Origin of the sequence: Alishewanella sp. d11 (assembly GCF_049390205.1) — a bacterium.
In the GTDB taxonomy this organism is placed as follows: domain Bacteria; phylum Pseudomonadota; class Gammaproteobacteria; order Enterobacterales; family Alteromonadaceae; genus Alishewanella.
Window position 1 is genome coordinate 448,999 of record NZ_CP186547.1, and the last position, 19,851, is coordinate 468,849.

The window sequence follows — 19,851 nt, forward strand, 5'->3', positions numbered from 1 at the left end:
GAACCTAAAGCCGTCGCGAAAGCGCGCCAAAAAGTTATTCTGCGTTAGACTGATGCAGGAAGTGTTCCAAACTACTTTGCAAGCGCTGCGTCAAGCTTCTGTCAACACTGGATTTTTCAGATTCGACGAGACAGCCACCACGTTCGACTAAGGGTTCGGCTCGTAACTGCCAGTGCCGTTGTTGTAGCTCAGCCTCAGAGTAATGTTCAAACACAACGGCCAGATCGTCTGGATGAAGTTTAATCACCATGTTATCGGTATTAAGAGGTAAGGCGGCTGTCGCCTCTTGCAATGCGTGCAGAATTATAGAGGGATTGGTTTTCACTTCGACGCTGATCACTGCTTTTGCCATAGCGACGGCCAATGAGGTTAACGCTTGCTCTACCTGTTTATTTAAACCAGCCAAGGGTTGCTGTAATTGATCTAACAGTTGGCCTAGCTGAGCAAGTTTAGCGTCAATCTCTGCTTGAGCTTCAGCAAAACCTTGCTTTTTACCTTCAGCCGCACCTTGAGCAAGGCCATCTTGTAATCCTTGCTCGCGCCCTTCATGGTAACCTTTGCCAAAACCTTCTTCTTTACCCTCGGCAAAGCCTTCTTCATAAGCAGCTTGGCGGATCTGCTCCATGTCTTCTGCAGTCAGTGGTTTTAAGGTGTCCTCCGCTTCTTCTTCTGGTGTCTCGGCAACATGACTGGAAGGGCGACGTAAATTTAGTGCATTCGTTAAGCCTGGCGCCAAATCCGTTTCAGCAGACAAATCAAGCGTTTGCCAAGCCTCTAGCGACTCAATAACCTCCGCATCGGGTGAGAAAGGTTTTTTAAAACGAAACGCATCTGTACTCATTATTCACCTGATGTTTAAACAAACTCTTCACCACCACCACCACCGAGCATAATTTCACCGGCATCAGATAAGCGTCTGGCAATCGATAAAATTTCTTTTTGAGCAGCTTCCACTTCACTGATCCGTACCGGTCCCATTGCCTCAAGATCATCTTGCAACAATTCAGCAGCGCGTTTGGACATATTTTTCAGAATTTTCTCTTTCAGGTTTTCATCTGTGCCTTTCAGCGCTTTCATTAAAATGTCTTGTTGCACTTCGCGTAAGATGGTTTGAATACCACGATCATCGACATCAATCAGGTTTTCAAACACAAACATCAGATCCTGAATTTGTTGTGCCATTTCTTCATCATGCTCGCGGATAGAATCCATCAGCTGACCTTCTAGGTTTGTATCGAGATAGTTAAGGATATCTGCCGCAGCTTTTAAGCCACCCATTTTCGCGGTTTGAGCGCCTGCTTGACCAGCAAACTGTTTCTCCATAATTTCATTTAATTCTTGCAAGGCCGCAGGTTGTACTTCTTCTAAGTTAGCAATACGCATCGTTAAATCTAAACGTACTTTCTCAGAGAACTGCGACAAAATCTCTGCAGACTGCTCTGGCTCAAGATAAGATAAAACAATGGTTTGAATTTGCGGGTGCTCGTTGCGAATAATATTGGCAACTTGTTTCGAATCCATCCATTTCAGTGAGTCTAAACCTCTGGCGCCGCCACCTAGCACAATTTGATCGATTAAATTTGCGGCTTTTTCCTCCCCCAGAGCAGCCGTTAGGGCGCGCTTGATAAACTCTTCGCTTTGGAAACCAATGGTACTGAAATTCTGAATCTGCTCAATAAAGCGGCGATGCACTGCTGATATCTTGGCTTGATTCAGGTCAGTCATTTGCGCCATCGCCATACCGACTTTCTGTACTTGCTTTGGCTCAAGATGTTTCAGAATTTGTGCCGCATCCTCTTCGGATAAGCTCAGCAATAAGATGGCGGCTTTCTCCACGCCATCCAGTTTACTGATATCGAAAGCTTTAACTTCTTTAGTTTCACTCATCTTCAGATAACCAATTCTTAACTACCAAGGAGGATAATTCTGGTTCGTTAGCCACTAAGGCACGTACCGCTCTTAATAAATCTTCGTCGCCATGTAAGTCTGGTAACATCAAGGTACCATCAGAAGAGAACCCTATTGATTTCTCATCGAACTGCGGTGATTCGAGATCATCATCACCTAAATCCAACCCTTGACTTAACGAATTCTCGTTATAAACATCGACAGTTTCCGTTGGGTTCATTAGTTTCTTCAACATCGGCCGCACGATACCCCAGAGCAACACGATGATAACTAAGCCACCCATCACTAACTTAACGACTTGCAAGAACCAATCTTGCTGGTAGAACGGAATAACGATGGCAGCGTCTACCGGTTCACGGACAAAGGGTACGGAAATCACTTCTATCGTATCACCACGCTGAGCATCAAATCCGACGCCACCTTGTAATAAGCGACGAATATTCTCCAGTTCTGACTGTGCCATAGGCGTGGGTACCGCAGTACCATCCTCTCCGATAGTACCTGGGCGATAATCGACAGCAACAGACACACTAAGCCGACGAATCACCCCGCTCTGCTGACTAGTATGGCTGATGGTGGTGTCTAATTCAAAGTTACGGGTTGATTCCCGATGATTTCTGCCAGGCACCACTGCCTGTGCATTATTACCAGTGGCTTGCTCAGGAATAGCTGAGGGCATAGGCGGTTGATTTGATAACGCACCGGGGATCCCGCCTCGGCTGCTACCTACGCTACTTTCTTCAATAACCATCTCACTGCGTACAGCGGGCAAATCTGGATTAAAGCGTTTTTGCGTTTGCTCTACTGCGGTAAAATCCATAACCAGATCAACCTGAGCAGTGTAATTGCCCATACCTAATACGGGCATTAAAATAGAGTCAACTTTTTGGCGATACTCATCTTCACGGCTACGCTGAATTTCTAATTCACGGCGATTACGCGCGGCAGAACCATCTTGCGAGCCGCTATTCAGTAAGCGACCATTTTGATCAGTCACAGTGACGCGACTTGGGGCTAAACCTTGAACCGCTGACGCCACTAAATCGACGATCGCATCGACTTCGCTATCGCGAATCACCCTGCCACCGCGCGCAGTCACTAATACCGTCGCCGAAGGGAGAGCTTGCTGACGAGCAAAGACATTTTCTTTGGGGATGGCTAATAGTACTCTCGCTCTGGCAATACTTTGCAATTCTTCTATGGTTCGTGCTAGTTGCTGTTCCCGACTGTGCTTTAAACGTTCCATCTCTAAACGTTGACTTACACCAAAGCCGCTATCTTGCAATAAAAACTCGGTACCCAGCGAAGGCTCTTTATTTAAGCCCGCACGAGATAAACTTAAACGTACATCTTGCAGCGTATTCTCTGGTACTAAAATAACATTACCGTCTAGTTTATATTTGATTTTCTCAGCATCCAGATGATCAAGTGTTTGAATCAATTCTTGGGTGTTATAAGTCCCTAAAGGTCGCATTTCTGGCGACTTGGCCCATAAAATAATTAAAATAGCGATGGCGAGACAAATGGTTAGGGCCACCACTAAGGTAATTTGTCGAATTAAATCACCACCACCATTAAAGGCGCCCATCAAGCCACTTTTACTTTCCGCCGATGTTTCGTTATTAAAATCAGTGTTGGTTAAGGCCAACTCTGTTGATTGATTCTCTGCCACGTTACTTCTCCTGCTCAGGCTACGGCTTTAAGTTAAACCGGCATCGACATAATTTCTTTATAGGCTTCAACCACTCTGTTCCGGACCTGAACCGTGGCTTCAAACGCTAAAGAGGACTTTTGGGAAGCAATCATTGCTTGGGCAAGTGAAACGCTAGGATCGCCTAACTCCACCGCAGTTCTTAACTTACTTGTCTGTTGTTGTAAGTCATTCACCGAACCGAGGGCATTTTTAAATAGGGTAGAAAAGTCAGATTGACTGCTGTTAACCGCTTTAACCGCCATCTCGGCATCTGCGGCAACAGGCAACGCTCGCGCCTGACTGGCCATCGCTTGCATTTGGGCATATAACGCCTGACCTTTGATTTCCATAATGCACCCTGTCAAAAATTTGCTGTATTACACACTAGTCCTGTTAAAGCAGAAGTTATGCCAACAAATTTAGATTGAGGAATAAATATTAAACGTGAGTTAAAACAGAGAATTGGCTTCAAGTTTCCTTAAAGCCAACCACATCAGATAGCGGTTCTGGGGTAAAGAAGGGTATAGGGTTACACAGGTAGCTCAATGCCCGACTCGCGCATCCGGGCTAACTTATAACGTAAGGTACGATCACTAATACCTAATTTTTGCGCCACATCTTTACGCTTAAAAGCACATGCTTGCATGGTCGCCAAGATCAGTTTGTGTTCTTGTTCATGAATTTCAGCTTTAAAATCTGTTGCCGCATGCTCGCCATCAACAAGGCCGCGCTCCGTTAACGACGATTGCAAGGGCGAAGGCTGAACAACAGCGGAGGTGGTATCCGTTTCTAGTAAAATATCCTCTGCGTTAATTTCGTTAGCCGATTGCAAAATCAAAGCACGCTGAATCACATTATCCAACTCACGAACATTACCAGGCCAATGATGTGCCGTTAATCGTGCCGCTGCGGCGTTGCTTAAGCTGACTAGACTTCTATGTTGTGCCACGCAATGGCGCTGCAATAAATGGTTTGCCAAGGGCACAATATCAGCCTTACGCTCTACTAAAGCCGGCCAGCGCAGCGGAAAAACATTTAAACGGTAATATAAATCTTCCCGAAAGATGCCATCACTCACCGCTTGACGTAATTCACGATTACTGGTGGCTAAAATTCGGACATCTAACTTGATGATTTTGCGACTACCGAGGCGTTCGACTTCACGCTCTTGCAATACCCTTAGTAGTTTTGCTTGCAAATTAAGTGGCATTTCACTGATTTCATCTAACAGTAAAGTTCCCCCCTGCGCTTGCTCAAACTTACCCGGGCAAGCGGCAATCGCGCCGGTAAAGGCGCCTTTTTCATACCCAAACAAGGTAGACTCCAACATATTTTCTGGAATGGCTGCGCAGTTTATCGCCACAAAGGGCGCATTACTTCTTGCTGATTTCTGATGAATAAAGCGGGCAAGTACTTCTTTACCCGAGCCACTAGGCCCTAAAATCATCACACTGGCATCAGATTGTGCGACCTTTGCCGCTAAAGCCAGCAACGCCTGACTGGACTCAGCCGCGGCAATCGGTGAAAACATTGCACTTTGTTCAGGTAAAACATAGCGACTTACAGTTGAAACCAGCACTTCTGGGGAAAAGGGCTTTGCAAGATAATCAATAGCGCCCAGCCGAATAGCCTCTACCGCATCTTGCACATTGGCATAAGCGGTCATCATTAAAACGGGCAAACTAGGATAATGCTCTCGTAAAGTTCTTAACAATACCAAACCCGAGATCGATCCCATTTGCACATCACTGATCACCAATTGGATCCGCTGTTTTTTTAATAACAACAAGGCGTCTTCTGCACTGGCGGCAACACTGACCTGATAACTGGCTAACAGCAAGGTATCCATTAAGGCCTCACGTAAACCAGCATCATCTTCGACAATTAGAATCCGGATCTCAGACATTTGACACCTCCCGCTGCAAGACATTGACTGGCTGCAGATCTGACGCTGTAGCAGCGATGGGGATATGCAGTGGCAATATCAGTTCAAAACAAGCACCGTCAAGCACCGCTAACTGAGAGGCTGGCTCACTCAGATAGCGCACCTGCCCGTGATGACTTTGTACCACCGCCTGCACCACCGCCAAACCTAAGCCGCTACCGCCGGCCTTGCGGCTAAAAAAGGGTTCAAATATGTGGGGCTGTATATCCTCGGCAATGCCTGGGCCATTATCACTAAAACAGAGAACCAGCTGCGAGGCATCAGTTTGCTGGGCTAACAATAACTGAGCACCCTCGCCAATGGCTTGCAAACTGTTTTGCACCAGATTTAACAGTGCCTCAACCAAACTTGTTTGATTACCTAAAATCATCTGTTGCGGTTGCGTTAAGCGAACGGTGAGCGTGGCATGCTGCTGTGTCAGCAAGGCTTCACTGCGGTTAAGCAAATCATCACATAACTGTTGTAAGCTCAGCGGACTAACCGCTTGAGCGGTGCCAGATCGAGCAAATAACAGCATATCATTCACTTGCTGCCCTAAATCGTTAAGCCTAGCGATCAATTTATGTTGAAACTGCTCTCTGGCCGTGGCGGTTAATTTTGGACTCTGCAAGTTTTCAGCATAAAGTAGCGCAGAAGAAAGTGGCGTCCGGATCTGATGTGCCAGCGTGGCCATCATTTTGCCTAAGGTGGATAAGCGCTGTAAGTGACTTAGCCTATGTTGTAATTTGCGGGTTTCTGTCAAATCGGTCAGGACAATTAATTGACCACCTTGTGGCGCTAGAGCACTGATGGCAATTTTAACTAAGCGACCGTCTGCCAGAGACACTTCCAAGCCATCATCGGCTCTGGGGCGAAAACAGCGTTTGATGACATTTAGCCAAAGCTGACCTTGTAATGGCTCACCCAGCATCTCAATGGCGACCTGATTAGCTTCGGCGACCTTACCACGACTGTCTAGCAAAATGACGCCAGAAGGCAAAGAGTGGATAACCTGCTGCAAGTCGAGTGGCGGATCATCTTGCTTGGTCAGCACAGAGGTTAACCAAGGTAATTTGCTATTAGCTTGGTTAGTATCTTCAATCTTGGCAAAATTTACCGTCATTCCCCTGCCCCACGCGGTTTGAACTACACAACTTAGCAGTGTCAATGCAGGGAGTATGCCATGACTATCTTATTGAAAATAAACACCTTTACATGTCAAAAATCTGACGGGCGGTATAAGCTTACTCTTCTTTACCCAGATTATATTTGCGCATTTTCTCTACCAGGGTAGTTCGACGTAGTCCAAGAATTTCCGCCGCTCTGGCCACAATATAGTCATGTCGCTCTAGGGCCTGCGAGATAAAACGGATTTCCAGCTCAGCTAAAAACTCTTTTAAATCCAGCCCTTGCTCAGGTAGATCTTGAGATAGCTGCACCATGGTCAGTTCCGTTGTACTGCTAAAGGCCATGGCTAACTCAGCAGCTTCCTCCGTCTCTTCGGTTTGAAACAGTGAGTTAAGCAAATCTCGTTCTTGTAATGCTTCCGGATACACAGGCTGATACGTATCCACTTCTAAGTGCTGATACTTTTTGGGTAACTCGGCGACATCGACCGTTTGATCCGGATACATAATGACCATTCGTTCAAGTAAATTACTTAGCTCACGCACATTACCTGGCCAGCTATGCATTTTCAGACTTTCTATGGCGCGCTCAGTAAATTTAATCTTTGCCTGATGTGATGGATACTGACGATTCAGTAATTCATTGATTAACAGGGGTAAATCTTCTACGCGCTGACTGAGTGCCGGCGTTTCGATAGGGAACACATTGAGGCGGTAGTACAAATCTTCCCGAAAACTGCCTTCAGTAATCATGCTTTCTAAATCACGATGGGTAGCGGCGATAATACGTACATCGGCTTTTAAAATTTGGCTGCCACCGACACGTTCAAAAATACGCTCTTGTAACACCCGTAGCAACTTCACTTGCATGGGCTGCGGCATATCACCAATTTCATCTAAGAATAGCGTACCGCCTTGAGCTAATTCAAAGCGGCCTTTGCGGGTAGAAATGGCACCGGTAAAAGCGCCTTTTTCATGCCCAAACAGTTCGCTTTCTAACAACTCTGCCGGAATAGCACCACAGTTTATAGGTACAAAGGGACCGTTGGCGCGATTAGACAGTAAATGAATATTACGCGCGACCACTTCTTTACCTGTGCCGGAGGGGCCTAACACCAACACGTTGGCTTCCGTTTTCGCCACTTGCTGAATCAGGAAACGAATTTTTTGCATAGCAGGGGTTTGCCCTACCATACCATCAAATTTTACTTGGCTATCCAATGTTTTGTGCGTAGGAAGCAGACGATGATATTGCTGAGCATCACGCAGTAACTGCGTCAAACTGGCATAGGCAAAGGGCTCACTCAAGATCCCTATGACGTTGGCGTGTTCCAATAAAAAAGACAAGCTTTCGCCAATGACGATAAAAGCACTGGCCGGAAACTGTCTGATCAAGACCGCCGGTTCTAAGGCATCAGTCGCACCGAGTATCACTACCGATGCTGGATGCAACTGTAATTTATCGAAAATCGTTTCAGAGGTTAACAGCTGGTAACTTTCACCGATAAAACTAAATACGGTCGCTAAGCGCTCAGCACGATTAGCCTGCAAATCAAAAATATAGAGATTAGGATTTTCTGACATTAGCGCACAACATCTTGCTGTTATTTATCTTTATAATACAAGCTGCAAGCAACCTTGCAAGGTAAAACGCTATTTTTTTGACACAACGTCAAAAAAATAGCGTTTTCCTCAGAGATGTACTGGAAGAGATTAGCCCAATAACGATAGCGCTTGCTCAGCAGAGACACGAGCTTGCATTGCCACGTTAGTGGCGCTTTGCGTCAAAATACTATTGGCAGCACGATCACTGCTGGCTTTCGCAAAATCCAAATCGGCAATACGTGAGCGCGCTGCAGCAGTAGCGACCTCTTGCCCAGACACGGAGCGAGACGCACTTTGCAATGAATTAATGGCTGCGCCTGTTGTCGCCTGAAAGCCCGTGACTTGCTCCACGGCTGTTCGCACAGCGGTGAGATTAGTCGCCGTGGCGTTAGCATCAGTTAAATCGAGATTAAAAATATTTTGATCCGTCAGCGCGCTGCCCACATCTTGAGTTTGCAATGAAAGAGTACTTTCGCCTGCATTAAAAGCCAGCGTACTGTCGCTAAATAAAGCCTTACCAGCAAACTCAGCAGTTAAGCCTTGCTGAATATTCGCTAAATAGCCATTCGCTTCGGCTTGCAGCGCATTGCGATCAGCGGCACTGTATATGCCATTACCGGAGGCGATGGTTAAACGTTCAAGCTCTAACAGGTTATCGTTAACCCCCTGTAATGCTTGATCGTATACCCTAGCAAACGCTACGCCATCCGCGAGATTACGCTGTCCTTGCTGCTGGGCGTTGATATTACTACTTAGCCTGTTTGCTATCTGCAACCCCGCCGCATCGTCAGCAGCGTTGTTAATGCGCTTACCGGTTGCCAATTGTTGAGATAGCTTTTGTTGCTGCTGCAATACCGTCGTCAACGGATTAGGATTATTCGCCGCTATTTTCATTACGCAGTCCTGTTTAAAAATCGCACAATAAGCTTAGTCTGCTTGCCCAGTTAACACAACCTGTGGTAGCTAAACGTAGTAACAGTATAGCTAAGTCTTTGTGGCGGTTGCATTAGTAGTGAAACGCGTTACACTTACTAGGCTGATGCTATGTTTTTATTAGCTTTTTATTTTAAAAACCAAGCATCAGGCTTAATGGCATACATTATGCTTAGAAACCAAAAATAATGACAACATGGTGGGCGAACAATGTTTGATGGCAAAACCATATTTATTACCGGTGGCACCGGCTCCTTTGGGCACAAATATACGCAGACCTTGCTTAGTCGTTACAAGCCAAAAAAAATCATTATTTTTTCCCGCGATGAGCTAAAACAGTATGAAATGCAACAGCGTTTTAATCAAAGCTGTATGCGTTATTTTATTGGTGACGTACGCGATGGTGAACGCTTAGCGCGCGCTATGCATGGTGTGGATTATGTGATCCACGCAGCGGCCTTAAAACAAGTTCCTGCGGCAGAGTACAATCCTACTGAATGTATCCGTACCAATATCAATGGCGCCGAAAATGTTATTAATGCAGCCATTGATTGTAATGTTGATAAAGTCATCGCGCTTTCTACAGATAAAGCCGCAAATCCGGTAAACCTGTATGGCGCAACCAAGTTAGCTTCCGATAAACTTTTTATTGCTGGTAATAATATGGTGGGCGGCACTAAGCCACGCTTTTCTGTCGTTCGTTATGGCAACGTGGTTGGTTCACGCGGCTCGGTGGTGCCCTACTTTCAACAGTTAATCGATAAAGGCGCTGATCATCTGCCCATAACCCATCAAGAGATGACCCGCTTCTGGATCAGCCTACAGCAAGGCGTTGATTTTGTTTTGAAGAACTTTGAGCGCATGTTGGGTGGCGAAATTTTTGTACCCAAAATTCCTTCAATTCGCATTGTTGATTTAGCCAAAGCCATGGCACCAGACTTACCAATCAAGATTGTGGGAATTCGTCCTGGTGAAAAACTGCATGAGATGATGTGTCCTGGTGATATGTCTTATCATACCTACGAATTTGCTGACCACTTTGTAATTGCCCCAGCAATTAAGTTTTTTCAGCGCAGTAATGACTTTACCACTAATGCTTTGGGTGAACAGGGACAATTAGTACAGACCGGTTTTCAATATGTTTCTGATACTAATCCACATTTCTTATCTGTAGAAGATATTCGTGTCTTTAATCAGGAAGCCGAAGTATGATTCCTTATGGTAAGCAACAAATCGATCAAGATGATATCGACGCAGTGACAGCCGTCTTGCAATCGACTTGGCTAACCCAAGGACCACAAGTCCCCGCTTTCGAACAAGCTGTCAGCGCAGTATGCCATGCTAAATTTGCTATTGCCTTAAACAGTGCCACTTCGGCCTTGCATATCGCCTGTTTAGCACTCGATGTTGGCCCCGGTGATCTAGTATGGACCTCACCGAACTCCTTTGTTGCTTCTGCCAACTGTGCTTTGTACTGTGGCGCGAGCGTTGATTTTGTTGATATTGAGCTTGCCACCGGCAATCTTTGCACTAATGCCCTTGAAGCGAAACTACTCCTTGCCAGCCAACAAAATAAACTACCGAAAGTACTGATCCCAGTGCATTTTGCTGGCCAGCCCTGCGATATGGCAAAGATTTATCAATTAAGCCAGCAATACGGTTTTCGAATTATTGAAGATGCCTCGCATGCTATTGGCGCACGTTATCAAGATATGCCTGTAGGTAATTGCCAGTACTCAGATATTTGCGTATTTAGTTTTCATCCGGTAAAAATTATAACCTCTGGCGAAGGCGGCATGGCCACCACCAAGGATCCAAAACTTGCCCGCAAAATACAAATGCTACGTTCGCATGGCATTACTTCGCAAGACGATGAACTGACCGAACCCAGCCATGGCGTTTGGTACTATCAGCAGCAGCTGTTGGGCTACAATTATCGAATGACCGATCTGCAGGCGGCTTTAGGGAGAAGTCAAATAACTAAATTGACTGATTTTGTTACGGCACGTCAAACACTGGCTAAATGGTATGATAATGCTTTTAGCAGCAAGCTTGATATCACGCCTTTAGTTCAACAGCCCTTTGCCTATAGTAGCTATCATCTTTATGTGGTCAAACTTAGCAACCTTAGCAAAGCACAACATAAAGAGAGTGTTGCTTTCCTGCGCCAACAAGGTGTTGCGGGACATCTACACTATATACCAATTTATTTACAGCCATACTACCAACAGCTTGGCTTTAAAGCTGGCTATTGCCCGCAAGCTGAAGTTTATTATCAACAGGCAGTAACCTTACCACTGTTTCCAGGACTAACAACTAATGAACAACAGATAGTTGTCAATACGCTGCAGCAGTATATCGAAAAGACCAGATGAACGGCTTTATGCTTCCGACTTGGTAAACTTCAAGAGCTTAAGAAGTAAAATCATCCCACTTAGTGGGAGAATTCTTACTAACTGCTGTTTTAAGTGTCCGACCTAAAACAGTATCGAAGTGTTTAGGCGCTAACCCAAAACCTGGCCGCACACTACGTATATGCTGCTCAGTTAAAATGGTACCAGCTGGCAAATCTGCAACATAATAAAGTGAACGTCTAAATTTTACATTAGCTTGTTCACTTTGCTGCCTTTCATAACTAACCTTGCCAAGCGCTTGCCACGCTGTTTTAGTATCTCGGCATAGTGCAGCGAGTTCAGCAGGTTCTAACGAGAAGCTATCATCAGCACCGCCACCGTTACGATCTAAAGTAACATGCTTTTCTATAATCACTGCGCCCATTGCCACGCTGGTAATGGCTGTAGTATTGTCTATGGTATGATCCGACAAACCGGTCAAAACACCAAAGCGCTGTTGCATATTGGCTAAAGTACGTAAATTATAATCGGCCGCAGGCGCTGGGTAACCACTAACACAATGTAAAATAGCGAGTTGTTCACAACCTGCCTCTCTGGCAGTAGCGATAGCTTCAACGATTTCCTCTTCAGTTGCCATACCTGTTGAAATAATCATAGGCTTACCTTTTTTAGCTACATACCGTATTAAAGGTAAATCTATTGCCTCAAATGAAGCGATTTTATAAGCAGGTGCGCCTAACGCTTCTAACATATCAACCGCAGAGAAATCAAAAGGAGAACTGAATATTGTGATGCCAAGCTCTTTAGCGTAGTCGAATAATGGTTTATGCCATTCCCAAGGCATTTGAGCTTGCTGATATAATTCATACAAATTTTGACCATCCCACAAACCACCACGAATCATAAAGTCTTCAGCAGTCGAATTCAGCGTGATAGTGTCGGCAGAATAACTTTGTAACTTAACCGCATCAGCCCCCGCCTCTTTGGCCGCAAGAATGATTTGTTTGGCACGTTCAAGACTACCATTATGATTGGCAGATAACTCAGCGATAATATATGGGGGCTGCTGCGCTGAGATTTCACGATGATCAATGTGCATGCTTAACATAAGGTTCTCCGTTTACCGCAAACTGTTTTTGGTTTCCAAATAACTGTCGACCAGTACATCTGTCATAAAAAATAATTGCGGCTTTGCTCTGCCTATAAACAGCACTTTGGGATTATTGGTACAAACATGTTCAAATAAAGCAACGCGCTGTTGTTCGCTGCCAGCCAGCGGTAAAGGAAAACCATGAGACTGTGAACTGCAACCTGCATAATTCAGAACACTATTAACCGCAAATATATTCATCGTTTTCAACTCAGCCATGATCGTTTTTGGATCGGGCTGTACACCAAGATCATGAATAACCTCAACACTGCAACGATGATTTTCAGCATTTTCGGTCAGTTCAATATTGCTATATAAGGTAATTCGATAACTTTGCAACGCTGCATCATGGCAATAAATGTAGTGGCAGTGGCTTAATGGCGTACTCTTAGTGTAAAAATGTAAAATTGAAATAGCCCGACTCAAAGGTCTCGCCTGCTGTGCTGCCTTTAAACCCAGATAAACGGGAACCGTCCAAATGATGTTATTCGCCTGCACCATCTCTTCGTTTTGAAATTGTACATGATGAACATTATCGATCTCTTCAAGGCTTTTTATCATGGTTTTAAATGAAAAATTGCCGCCTTGCTCTCTAATTCTTTGTTCTAACAGCGCAACCCAAGCCCCTACGCCGCCTTTATTAGGGTAAAACCAAAGGCTTTGTCTTGGGTTTTCTGCATCATCGGCATAAGCCAACACGTTATCAAGATGTGCAGAACGTTTGAGCGCTATGCTCTGCTCACGATCCCCACAAATAATTCGACTTAACCCATAATATTTAGGCGCATTGATTGAGAGCTTATCTAACGACAAAGCAGTAAGCTTAAACAGCAAAGGAGCTAAAATATGGTGCGTTAACGCTGGGCCATATACACGGCTTAGGTAATCCGCTAGATGTTGGTAATGGGTATTATCATAAGTGAGTTGCAATAGCTCTGTTCGTACTTGCTCCGCGATGTTAGGTAATGCTGTGACATCTAAAAACTGAGAACGTTGATTTAGCTGACCACTAAAAAAATTGCCCACTGCTAATGTTGTAAGTTGATACCAATCTTGACACTGTGCCTTAGGATAAAGGAGTGCGTTAAGCTCATCATAGGGTGTTTTTTCAGGAATATGAGTACCTAGATCATAATACTTGCTTTCAAAGCAGTCCGAACGCAGTAAGCCCCCGACCTCCGCAGCACTGTCAATAAGCAGAACCTTTGCCGTTGGAGCCTCAGCGAGAATTGTCAGTGCAGCGGTTAAACCTGAAACACCTGCACCTACTATTAAATAATCGACTTTTCTCATCTCTCTTCGCCTTAAATGAGTTGCAACTTTTTCGCATCAAATCCTTGATAACAAATTGCATCGGGCCAAGCTAAGTGGCTAATAAAACTATCTCCACGCTGTTGGTAGACAGGATGCATAAACTCTTGATAGTGAATTTTTATATTTTCATCGAAAAACATATGCTTCTCAGCTTCAAGATAAATCTTCGAACCTTGGTTAGCATAATACTGATTTGCGCCAAGTTGTTTGCATATTTTTAGAAGAAGCTCCGCTTTATTACCTTGAATATTTAAATCAGATGCACAAAGAAACGGAGTTGATATTCCTAGACGTCTGGTAACAGTTTTTATTATTTCAATATTTAAATCAGCAATTCTTGTGAAAGGCTTGCTATAAACGGAGTCTAAAACATCTAAAACCTCAGCAAGATATGGAGTGTTTATTAAACAATTTCTTATTGTGCTAATATGCTTAATTTTCCAAGTCTGCCAATTATCAGATAAGGTAATGTCTGAAATCCTAGCATTTCGGTAAGTTTTAACTACTGGGACTGTTAGCCAAATTAAGTTACCATTATGATCTTTAATTCGATTTCTACATTGCCAAGACCTTCTATCAAACTGAACATTATCAAGAAAAACAAAGCAATCTACTTGAGAAATTTGTTGAAAATAACCTAACCAACTCAAGTATGTTGGCTGACTGATTGCAATTTTAGACATGATTATTTTTTCTAGGCGAGTGAACTGATGTTTTTAAATAACAACTGAACTCAAAGGGTATTACGCCCTCTTTAATTTCATAGTCATGTCGTAAAACTACGTTTGGAGTAAGGTGCTGTTTACAAAAATCGAATACAGAGCAAGGATCAAAGTAAAATAACCCTGCAGCTTTAAAGTCAACATAGGTACTTAAACAGTTAAATGCCATCCCAACCTGACACAGTGGGAACAGTATTTGTAAAGTATCTTGCAAAAATACAGGATTCTGCCCCATATCATTATTAAAAACACCACTAATAAAAACGAGATCGAAGGTTTCAACAGGGGGCTGCTCAAAAATATTGCGAATTTCAAACCTGCCATCTGGGTGTTTTTTTCTGGCTAATTCCAATAATTCTTGGGAAATGTCATAGCCGACATATTCCCCTCTAAAACCTAATTCTTTTAGCAACGCATAGAGATGACCAGCACCACAGCCGAAATCAAGAATTTTCATTCCTTTAATTTGGCTAAAGCCTTCTAGTAAAACTTTAAAACGCCGCATTTGGCTATCATGACTGCTTTGTTGCACCGCATGGTGAGAATAACCATGTTCTTTGGCAAGCGCATCGTAATGCTCAGCTAAAGCGTTTAATTGTGGCAAATATTCTTTTACCATTTTAGTTACCTCTTAAACATTCCTGTACGAAATAGGCCGTATTTAGCGCAGAGGCTTGCGAGAAAACCTGTAAGCAACGTTGATGTGCAGATAATCTCAGCGAAGATGAGGTTAATACTCGTTGCAACGTATTAATAATGTCAGCCTTTGTATTGCCATCGGCGATTAGATTAAAACATAACCCCGCATCACTAAACTGATTCGTCTCAACCGCTTCATCTTCGGTTAACGGGTATACCGCCGCTGGCTTAGCTAAATACGCTAACTCATATTTAGCAAGACCGCCACTGGTAATACATAGATCAGCCCAACGATAAAGGCTATCGACCTCGGGTGTTGGCCGAATTAAACACTCAGCTGGAATTCCCGCTAACGCCGCTTCTTGTGTTTTCGTGGCAACAATCTTAATCTCGATTGAAGGATCAATTGCGCTTACCATTTCAAACATCATGGCGCTCAAATTATTGGTATCACCACTGCCAATCATAATTAACAGCCGTTTAATCGCTACAACAGCAGGTAAATCTAAGCCAACTATAGCGGGATGGGGTAAGTAGTAATCGGTCCCCAATGCCTGGTGCTGAGCCCCTTTTGAAACATAATTATAGTTATTGGCTTTTAAGGTAAAGTTTATAACAGCTTTAACCGGATATACTTCTTGCTGGCAAAAATCATCAATCAAGATGTACCGATAATTATCAGGAAGATAAGTCGTTGCATAAGCATAGCTATCAATTAACACTTGGCTTTCTAACGCTAAGCTGGCAATACGCGTAATAACACTCGCGGTAGTTAACTGCAGCTTTTGCTTAAAATGCTCAGCAAAGCGTTGTGCTATTGGACTGAAGTCGCCTAAAAAAACCGTCTCAACGTTTAGTGATTTTAATGCGCTTGCCAGAGAAACACAGCGCATAAAATGGCCCATGCCCGAAGTCGCATTGGCATCACAAACAACATAAAGTATTTCGGCGTTATTTAGAGTCATAGCTAAATTCATTAATCGCTCTGAACACCAGCTCTGCAAAATACCAATCGTCTGGCGTATCAATGTCTTGAGCTAAAAAACGTGGCGTTACAAGCGCCCTGACATCTTGCTCGTAAAAGGCTTTATCTCTTAACCATGCAGCTGCCGTGCCCAGATAATACTGTCCAACATCGTGATAAAAAGTATCACAATCTTGAGTTCGCGTATTTTCATTTTGTGGTAATGACAGTTTAAGACGACCTATAGCATCAATCATCATTGCTCTGGCTAAAGGGCAACTATAGGCTGTAACAGGCATCACAAAGTCGGCTTCAGTTTCTTGCAACAACGCCATTGCTTGGCGTAAATCCGCGGCTCGACTAAAAACGGCTGTTGGGTAAATACAACAAACAATATCGCTGTCAGACAACCCCAGAGCCTGAATGGCATGCCTTATTACTGGTACCGTTGCGGCATAATCATTCGCTAGCTCGGCTGGGCGATAAAAAGGCACTTCGGCACCAGCGGCTAACGCTATCTCAGCAATCTCTTCATCGTCTGTAGATACAATGACCCTCTCAAACAATCCTGAGGCCATAACAGCCGTTATCGGCCATTGCAAAATGGGCTTGCCGTAAAAGTGTTTGATATTTTTCCGCGGTATGCGTTTACTGCCACCGCGGGCAGGTATAACTGCAATGTTCATGTACGCTGACCTTAATTACCTGAGGGCGGTAAATAATTTACCTTCACACTGTCAGACTTTATCGGCTGCGTTATGAAATCCTTTAAAGCGTCAGCTAAATAATCACGCCACATTTGCAAAGTATTATTGAAAAACTCAAGATTCTTAATATCGTCATCATTGACTGGTCGACATTTAGTTAAAACACTTAAAAAATAATTGGCACTACCATAGAAGAGGTAAAATAATAAATTAGTTCTATTGCCAGCCTGGGTTTTCAGGAACTGCCACTGAATATCCACCAAGTTTTTGGCTTGTTCAGCATTTTTTGCATTTTCTGCCAATAACACTTGCCATTCAGCCACACTGCTTTGAAATAAAGCCAAATCTAACTTAGCAAAAGTCTTCTCAGCTAAACCAACCAATTCCTCAGTGTAATAGCCCTCGGCAAGATAGGCATCTAGCCGTTGTTTTTTAGCATCAACTGCCCTGTCTAATAAGATGTAATCTGGATGAAGGCTATTAGCACCTTTAATGAAAACGCCATCGCTGCAATTGTAAAACGCCACTTCTTTAGGGGCATTGCTGATGACTTTTTCAAGCAATTGCCGAGAAACATCAAATTCTGGCTTGGTAAATACAAAGTCTCTAAAATTGCCTTTTACTGGGGCATTCGCACCATGAAATGCTTTATAATCATACACTTCCTTACCTTCAGCATTATAATAAGCTGAATGTTTAGAATGGTGTTGCTTAATATCTGCATAACCCAGATCAACGCCAAAAAAGTAAATATTCTTAAAGCCAAGGCTTATCATGTAATTAAGCGCTAAATTAGATACGGTTGGATAGGCATAAGATAATGAAGCAACATTTACACCGTGCTCTCTAAAACTCTGCCTAAATAATTGCGTTGACGCTTCGCCATCTTTAAAGGCGAGATAGGTGTTTAAAAATAGCTGCGTCGTATCAGGATGAATACCATTTACTGAAATTAAATTGATACTCTTTAAGTATGCTTTATCGTTAACTTGATTTATCCAATCAAAGGTTGCTCGATTTTGCTCTATTTCAGCATGAAAATCCGGCTTAATGCCCAACTTGTAAAGTGAGCGCAATGCCGTGCCACAACTGACAATAATAGCTTGCCCTTGATACTGAGCAATATACTCGGCAGCCACATCCAGACTAGGGCCATTCCCTACAATAAATACCGGCAAATCAATGGCGGCACTTCGGCTGAGGCATGTTTTCATATCCGCTTTTAAAAAGCGACAGCCTGACTCAATCGCCTGATAGGTATGCGCAAACCCAAAACGAGCATGATCGTAGTATTCACCAATCGCGAGTACGACTTTTAATTGTCTTCTTAAGCTAAATATTGCCTTACTTAGCTGCGGGGTATAGTAGCTTTGCAGTAGGTAGGTATTCGCAATAGAGTAAGCACCAACTTGATAAAACTGGCCCATCAAATCATGAAAATACTCTGAACCATCACCGCCAATATTAAGGTAAATTCTTTTTTGCTCGGCTTCTGCTTTAGTAATTAATGCGGCCCAATCTGTAACGTATAAACTGGCATAAAAGAAATCTAAATTTGGCTCACAGATATATAAATTCTGAATATGCTTTTGCTCGCTAAGCATTTCGATATGTTTGGCCAATGCCACACCAAACACAATTAATGATTCAACTTCGTCAGGTAGTGCAGATTTTTCCGCTTTAAGTTGACGAAAAACCTCTTGCAACTTATCTATGTATTGATAATGAATAAAGCTTTTAAACTTTTCTGAGGGTGCTAATCCGATAATAATGTCATCTTTAAAGGGCTCACTAAAAAAGTGTTCTAGAAGCCTTGTAGAATCAGATACTAAATCATCATATAAAAAGGCTTTACGCGCAGTGTGCCATAGATTTTGATGACCATTTTCGTTTTGATATAATCGCCACTTACGTGGTTTATAGCTTTTAAATACTTGGAAAACTTTTGGATACAACCGCTCGAATATGGCCATATTTCTTTTAAAACAGCCACTATCATACTGTTCGCTGATTTCGATATCGGTTCCTAACACATTTTTGGGGCGACTACCTAAGTAATCATCGGCATCTTTAAAACCCAAAAAATGCTGTCCATTTTTTAATAACTCCGCTGGGTTACCCGAATTATCAAGTAAAAACTTAAATACCTCATCAGAAACCGGGTGGCATATGTGTCGATATAAGTGCACTTTATCAATACTGGGTAATAGCTGACGTAGCTCTTCTAAATCTTCAACCACTGAAGACGCATCATTACCCATTTGCAACGATATTTGGGTGCCGGAAAACTGCGCAACTTCAAAAACCTGCCTCCAGTCTATTGTTTGAAATGAACCTAAGAAAAAATCGGTTTGCGGTTCATAAATCACAAGGTACTTAATTCGGCAGTTTTGAAGTAATTCGATTAGATGATAGCCAAGCCCTAGGCCGAAGACTAATACCACATCAACAGCTACGGGCAGCGGCTCGACGTTATCGGGATCAGCAATGGTTGATAAGCGAGTTAATGGAGCCGATTGAATAAAGTCATTAACTTCTGTTCTAACTTCAATTTCAGGATCCGCCTGATAAACCACTCGCCCAGTCGTCATACTGGCAAGATTCAGTTTGCCAAACTTAGTGCAAAAAATAGCATGATCTGAGAGTTGGAGTTGGTTGATTAGCTGGGACAAATGCGGCTGATACTGTTGCATCGCCTGCATATTATTGATGAGTAACTGCTTAATCTGTGGCGCTAGGTCTTGCTCTATAATCTTTTGTTTATCTTCGGTGTCTAATTGGAAATTAATAAACTTAAGCATGTAAATTCCT

Annotated in this window: 17 protein-coding genes; 2 read left to right on the plus strand and 15 right to left on the minus strand. The window is 43.4% G+C overall.

The genetic code is table 11. The features are described from left to right. Positions 1-34 precede the first annotated feature (34 nt). The 8 genes from fliH to ACO1PK_RS02245 all read right to left on the minus strand — a co-directional run bounded on the left by fliH (position 35) and on the right by ACO1PK_RS02245 (position 9,151). Positions 35-841: a flagellar assembly protein FliH gene (gene fliH, locus ACO1PK_RS02210; RefSeq protein ID WP_423187052.1), complete on the minus strand. Its 807-nt coding sequence runs from the start codon at positions 839-841 to the stop codon at positions 35-37. 14 nt (positions 842-855) lie between these two features. Further along, positions 856-1,887, minus strand: a complete 1,032-nt coding sequence (gene fliG / locus ACO1PK_RS02215; RefSeq protein ID WP_423187053.1) for a flagellar motor switch protein FliG — start codon at positions 1,885-1,887, stop codon at positions 856-858. Continuing rightward, on the minus strand, positions 1,880-3,580 hold the full coding sequence (gene fliF / locus ACO1PK_RS02220) for a flagellar basal-body MS-ring/collar protein FliF (protein WP_423187054.1): 1,701 nt from the start codon (positions 3,578-3,580) through the stop codon (positions 1,880-1,882). Before fliF ends, fliG begins: the two co-directional genes overlap by 8 nt. 32 nt (positions 3,581-3,612) lie before the next feature. Further along, complete coding sequence (gene fliE, locus ACO1PK_RS02225) at positions 3,613-3,951, minus strand: flagellar hook-basal body complex protein FliE (protein ID WP_423187055.1); 339 nt, start codon at positions 3,949-3,951, stop codon at positions 3,613-3,615. 179 nt (positions 3,952-4,130) lie between these two features. Beyond that, positions 4,131-5,507 carry a sigma-54-dependent transcriptional regulator gene (locus ACO1PK_RS02230; protein WP_423187056.1) on the minus strand — a complete coding sequence of 459 codons (1,377 nt, stop codon included), beginning with the start codon at positions 5,505-5,507 and terminating at the stop codon, positions 4,131-4,133. Beyond that, positions 5,500-6,648 (minus strand): sensor histidine kinase, encoded by a 1,149-nt coding sequence (locus tag ACO1PK_RS02235; RefSeq protein ID WP_423187057.1) that lies wholly within the window; start codon positions 6,646-6,648, stop codon positions 5,500-5,502. The genes ACO1PK_RS02230 and ACO1PK_RS02235 overlap by 8 nt, the downstream gene beginning before the upstream one ends. Positions 6,649-6,769: 121 nt before the next feature. Then, positions 6,770-8,236, minus strand: a complete 1,467-nt coding sequence (locus tag ACO1PK_RS02240; protein WP_423187058.1) for a sigma-54 dependent transcriptional regulator — start codon at positions 8,234-8,236, stop codon at positions 6,770-6,772. A gap of 129 nt (positions 8,237-8,365) precedes the next feature. Beyond that, positions 8,366-9,151: a flagellin gene (locus ACO1PK_RS02245; protein WP_423187059.1), complete on the minus strand. Its 786-nt coding sequence runs from the start codon at positions 9,149-9,151 to the stop codon at positions 8,366-8,368. 249 nt (positions 9,152-9,400) lie between these two features. Here ACO1PK_RS02245 and pseB point away from each other — a divergent pair, with 249 nt between their 5' ends. Together pseB and pseC are read left to right on the plus strand one after the other, a co-directional pair. Further along, complete coding sequence (gene pseB, locus ACO1PK_RS02250) at positions 9,401-10,402, plus strand: UDP-N-acetylglucosamine 4,6-dehydratase (inverting) (protein WP_423187060.1); 1,002 nt, start codon at positions 9,401-9,403, stop codon at positions 10,400-10,402. Beyond that, on the plus strand, positions 10,399-11,565 hold the full coding sequence (gene pseC / locus ACO1PK_RS02255) for a UDP-4-amino-4,6-dideoxy-N-acetyl-beta-L-altrosamine transaminase (protein ID WP_423187061.1): 1,167 nt from the start codon (positions 10,399-10,401) through the stop codon (positions 11,563-11,565). Before pseB ends, pseC begins: the two co-directional genes overlap by 4 nt. A 37-nt stretch (positions 11,566-11,602) precedes the next feature. Here pseC and pseI read toward each other — a convergent pair whose 3' ends face one another. From pseI to ACO1PK_RS02290, 7 genes are read right to left on the minus strand one after another with little or no spacing between them, the layout of a single operon-like run. Next, positions 11,603-12,652 (minus strand): pseudaminic acid synthase, encoded by a 1,050-nt coding sequence (gene pseI / locus ACO1PK_RS02260; protein ID WP_423187062.1) that lies wholly within the window; start codon positions 12,650-12,652, stop codon positions 11,603-11,605. Positions 12,653-12,664: 12 nt separating this feature from the next. Beyond that, complete coding sequence (locus ACO1PK_RS02265; RefSeq protein WP_423187063.1) at positions 12,665-13,987, minus strand: NAD(P)-binding protein; 1,323 nt, start codon at positions 13,985-13,987, stop codon at positions 12,665-12,667. An 11-nt stretch (positions 13,988-13,998) separates the two neighbouring features. Then, complete coding sequence (locus ACO1PK_RS02270; RefSeq protein WP_423187064.1) at positions 13,999-14,691, minus strand: WbqC family protein; 693 nt, start codon at positions 14,689-14,691, stop codon at positions 13,999-14,001. After that, the gene (locus ACO1PK_RS02275) at positions 14,684-15,349 is read right to left on the minus strand and encodes a class I SAM-dependent methyltransferase (protein ID WP_423187065.1); all 666 of its coding nucleotides are present in this window, start codon (positions 15,347-15,349) and stop codon (positions 14,684-14,686) included. The genes ACO1PK_RS02270 and ACO1PK_RS02275 overlap by 8 nt, the downstream gene beginning before the upstream one ends. A 1-nt stretch (position 15,350) precedes the next feature. After that, positions 15,351-16,334: a hypothetical protein gene (locus ACO1PK_RS02280; RefSeq protein WP_423187066.1), complete on the minus strand. Its 984-nt coding sequence runs from the start codon at positions 16,332-16,334 to the stop codon at positions 15,351-15,353. Then, positions 16,321-17,019, minus strand: a complete 699-nt coding sequence (pseF, locus tag ACO1PK_RS02285; RefSeq protein WP_423187067.1) for a pseudaminic acid cytidylyltransferase — start codon at positions 17,017-17,019, stop codon at positions 16,321-16,323. Before pseF ends, ACO1PK_RS02280 begins: the two co-directional genes overlap by 14 nt. 11 nt (positions 17,020-17,030) lie before the next feature. After that, positions 17,031-19,841 (minus strand): 6-hydroxymethylpterin diphosphokinase MptE-like protein, encoded by a 2,811-nt coding sequence (locus ACO1PK_RS02290; RefSeq protein WP_423187068.1) that lies wholly within the window; start codon positions 19,839-19,841, stop codon positions 17,031-17,033. Between the last annotated feature and the right edge of the window lie 10 nt (positions 19,842-19,851).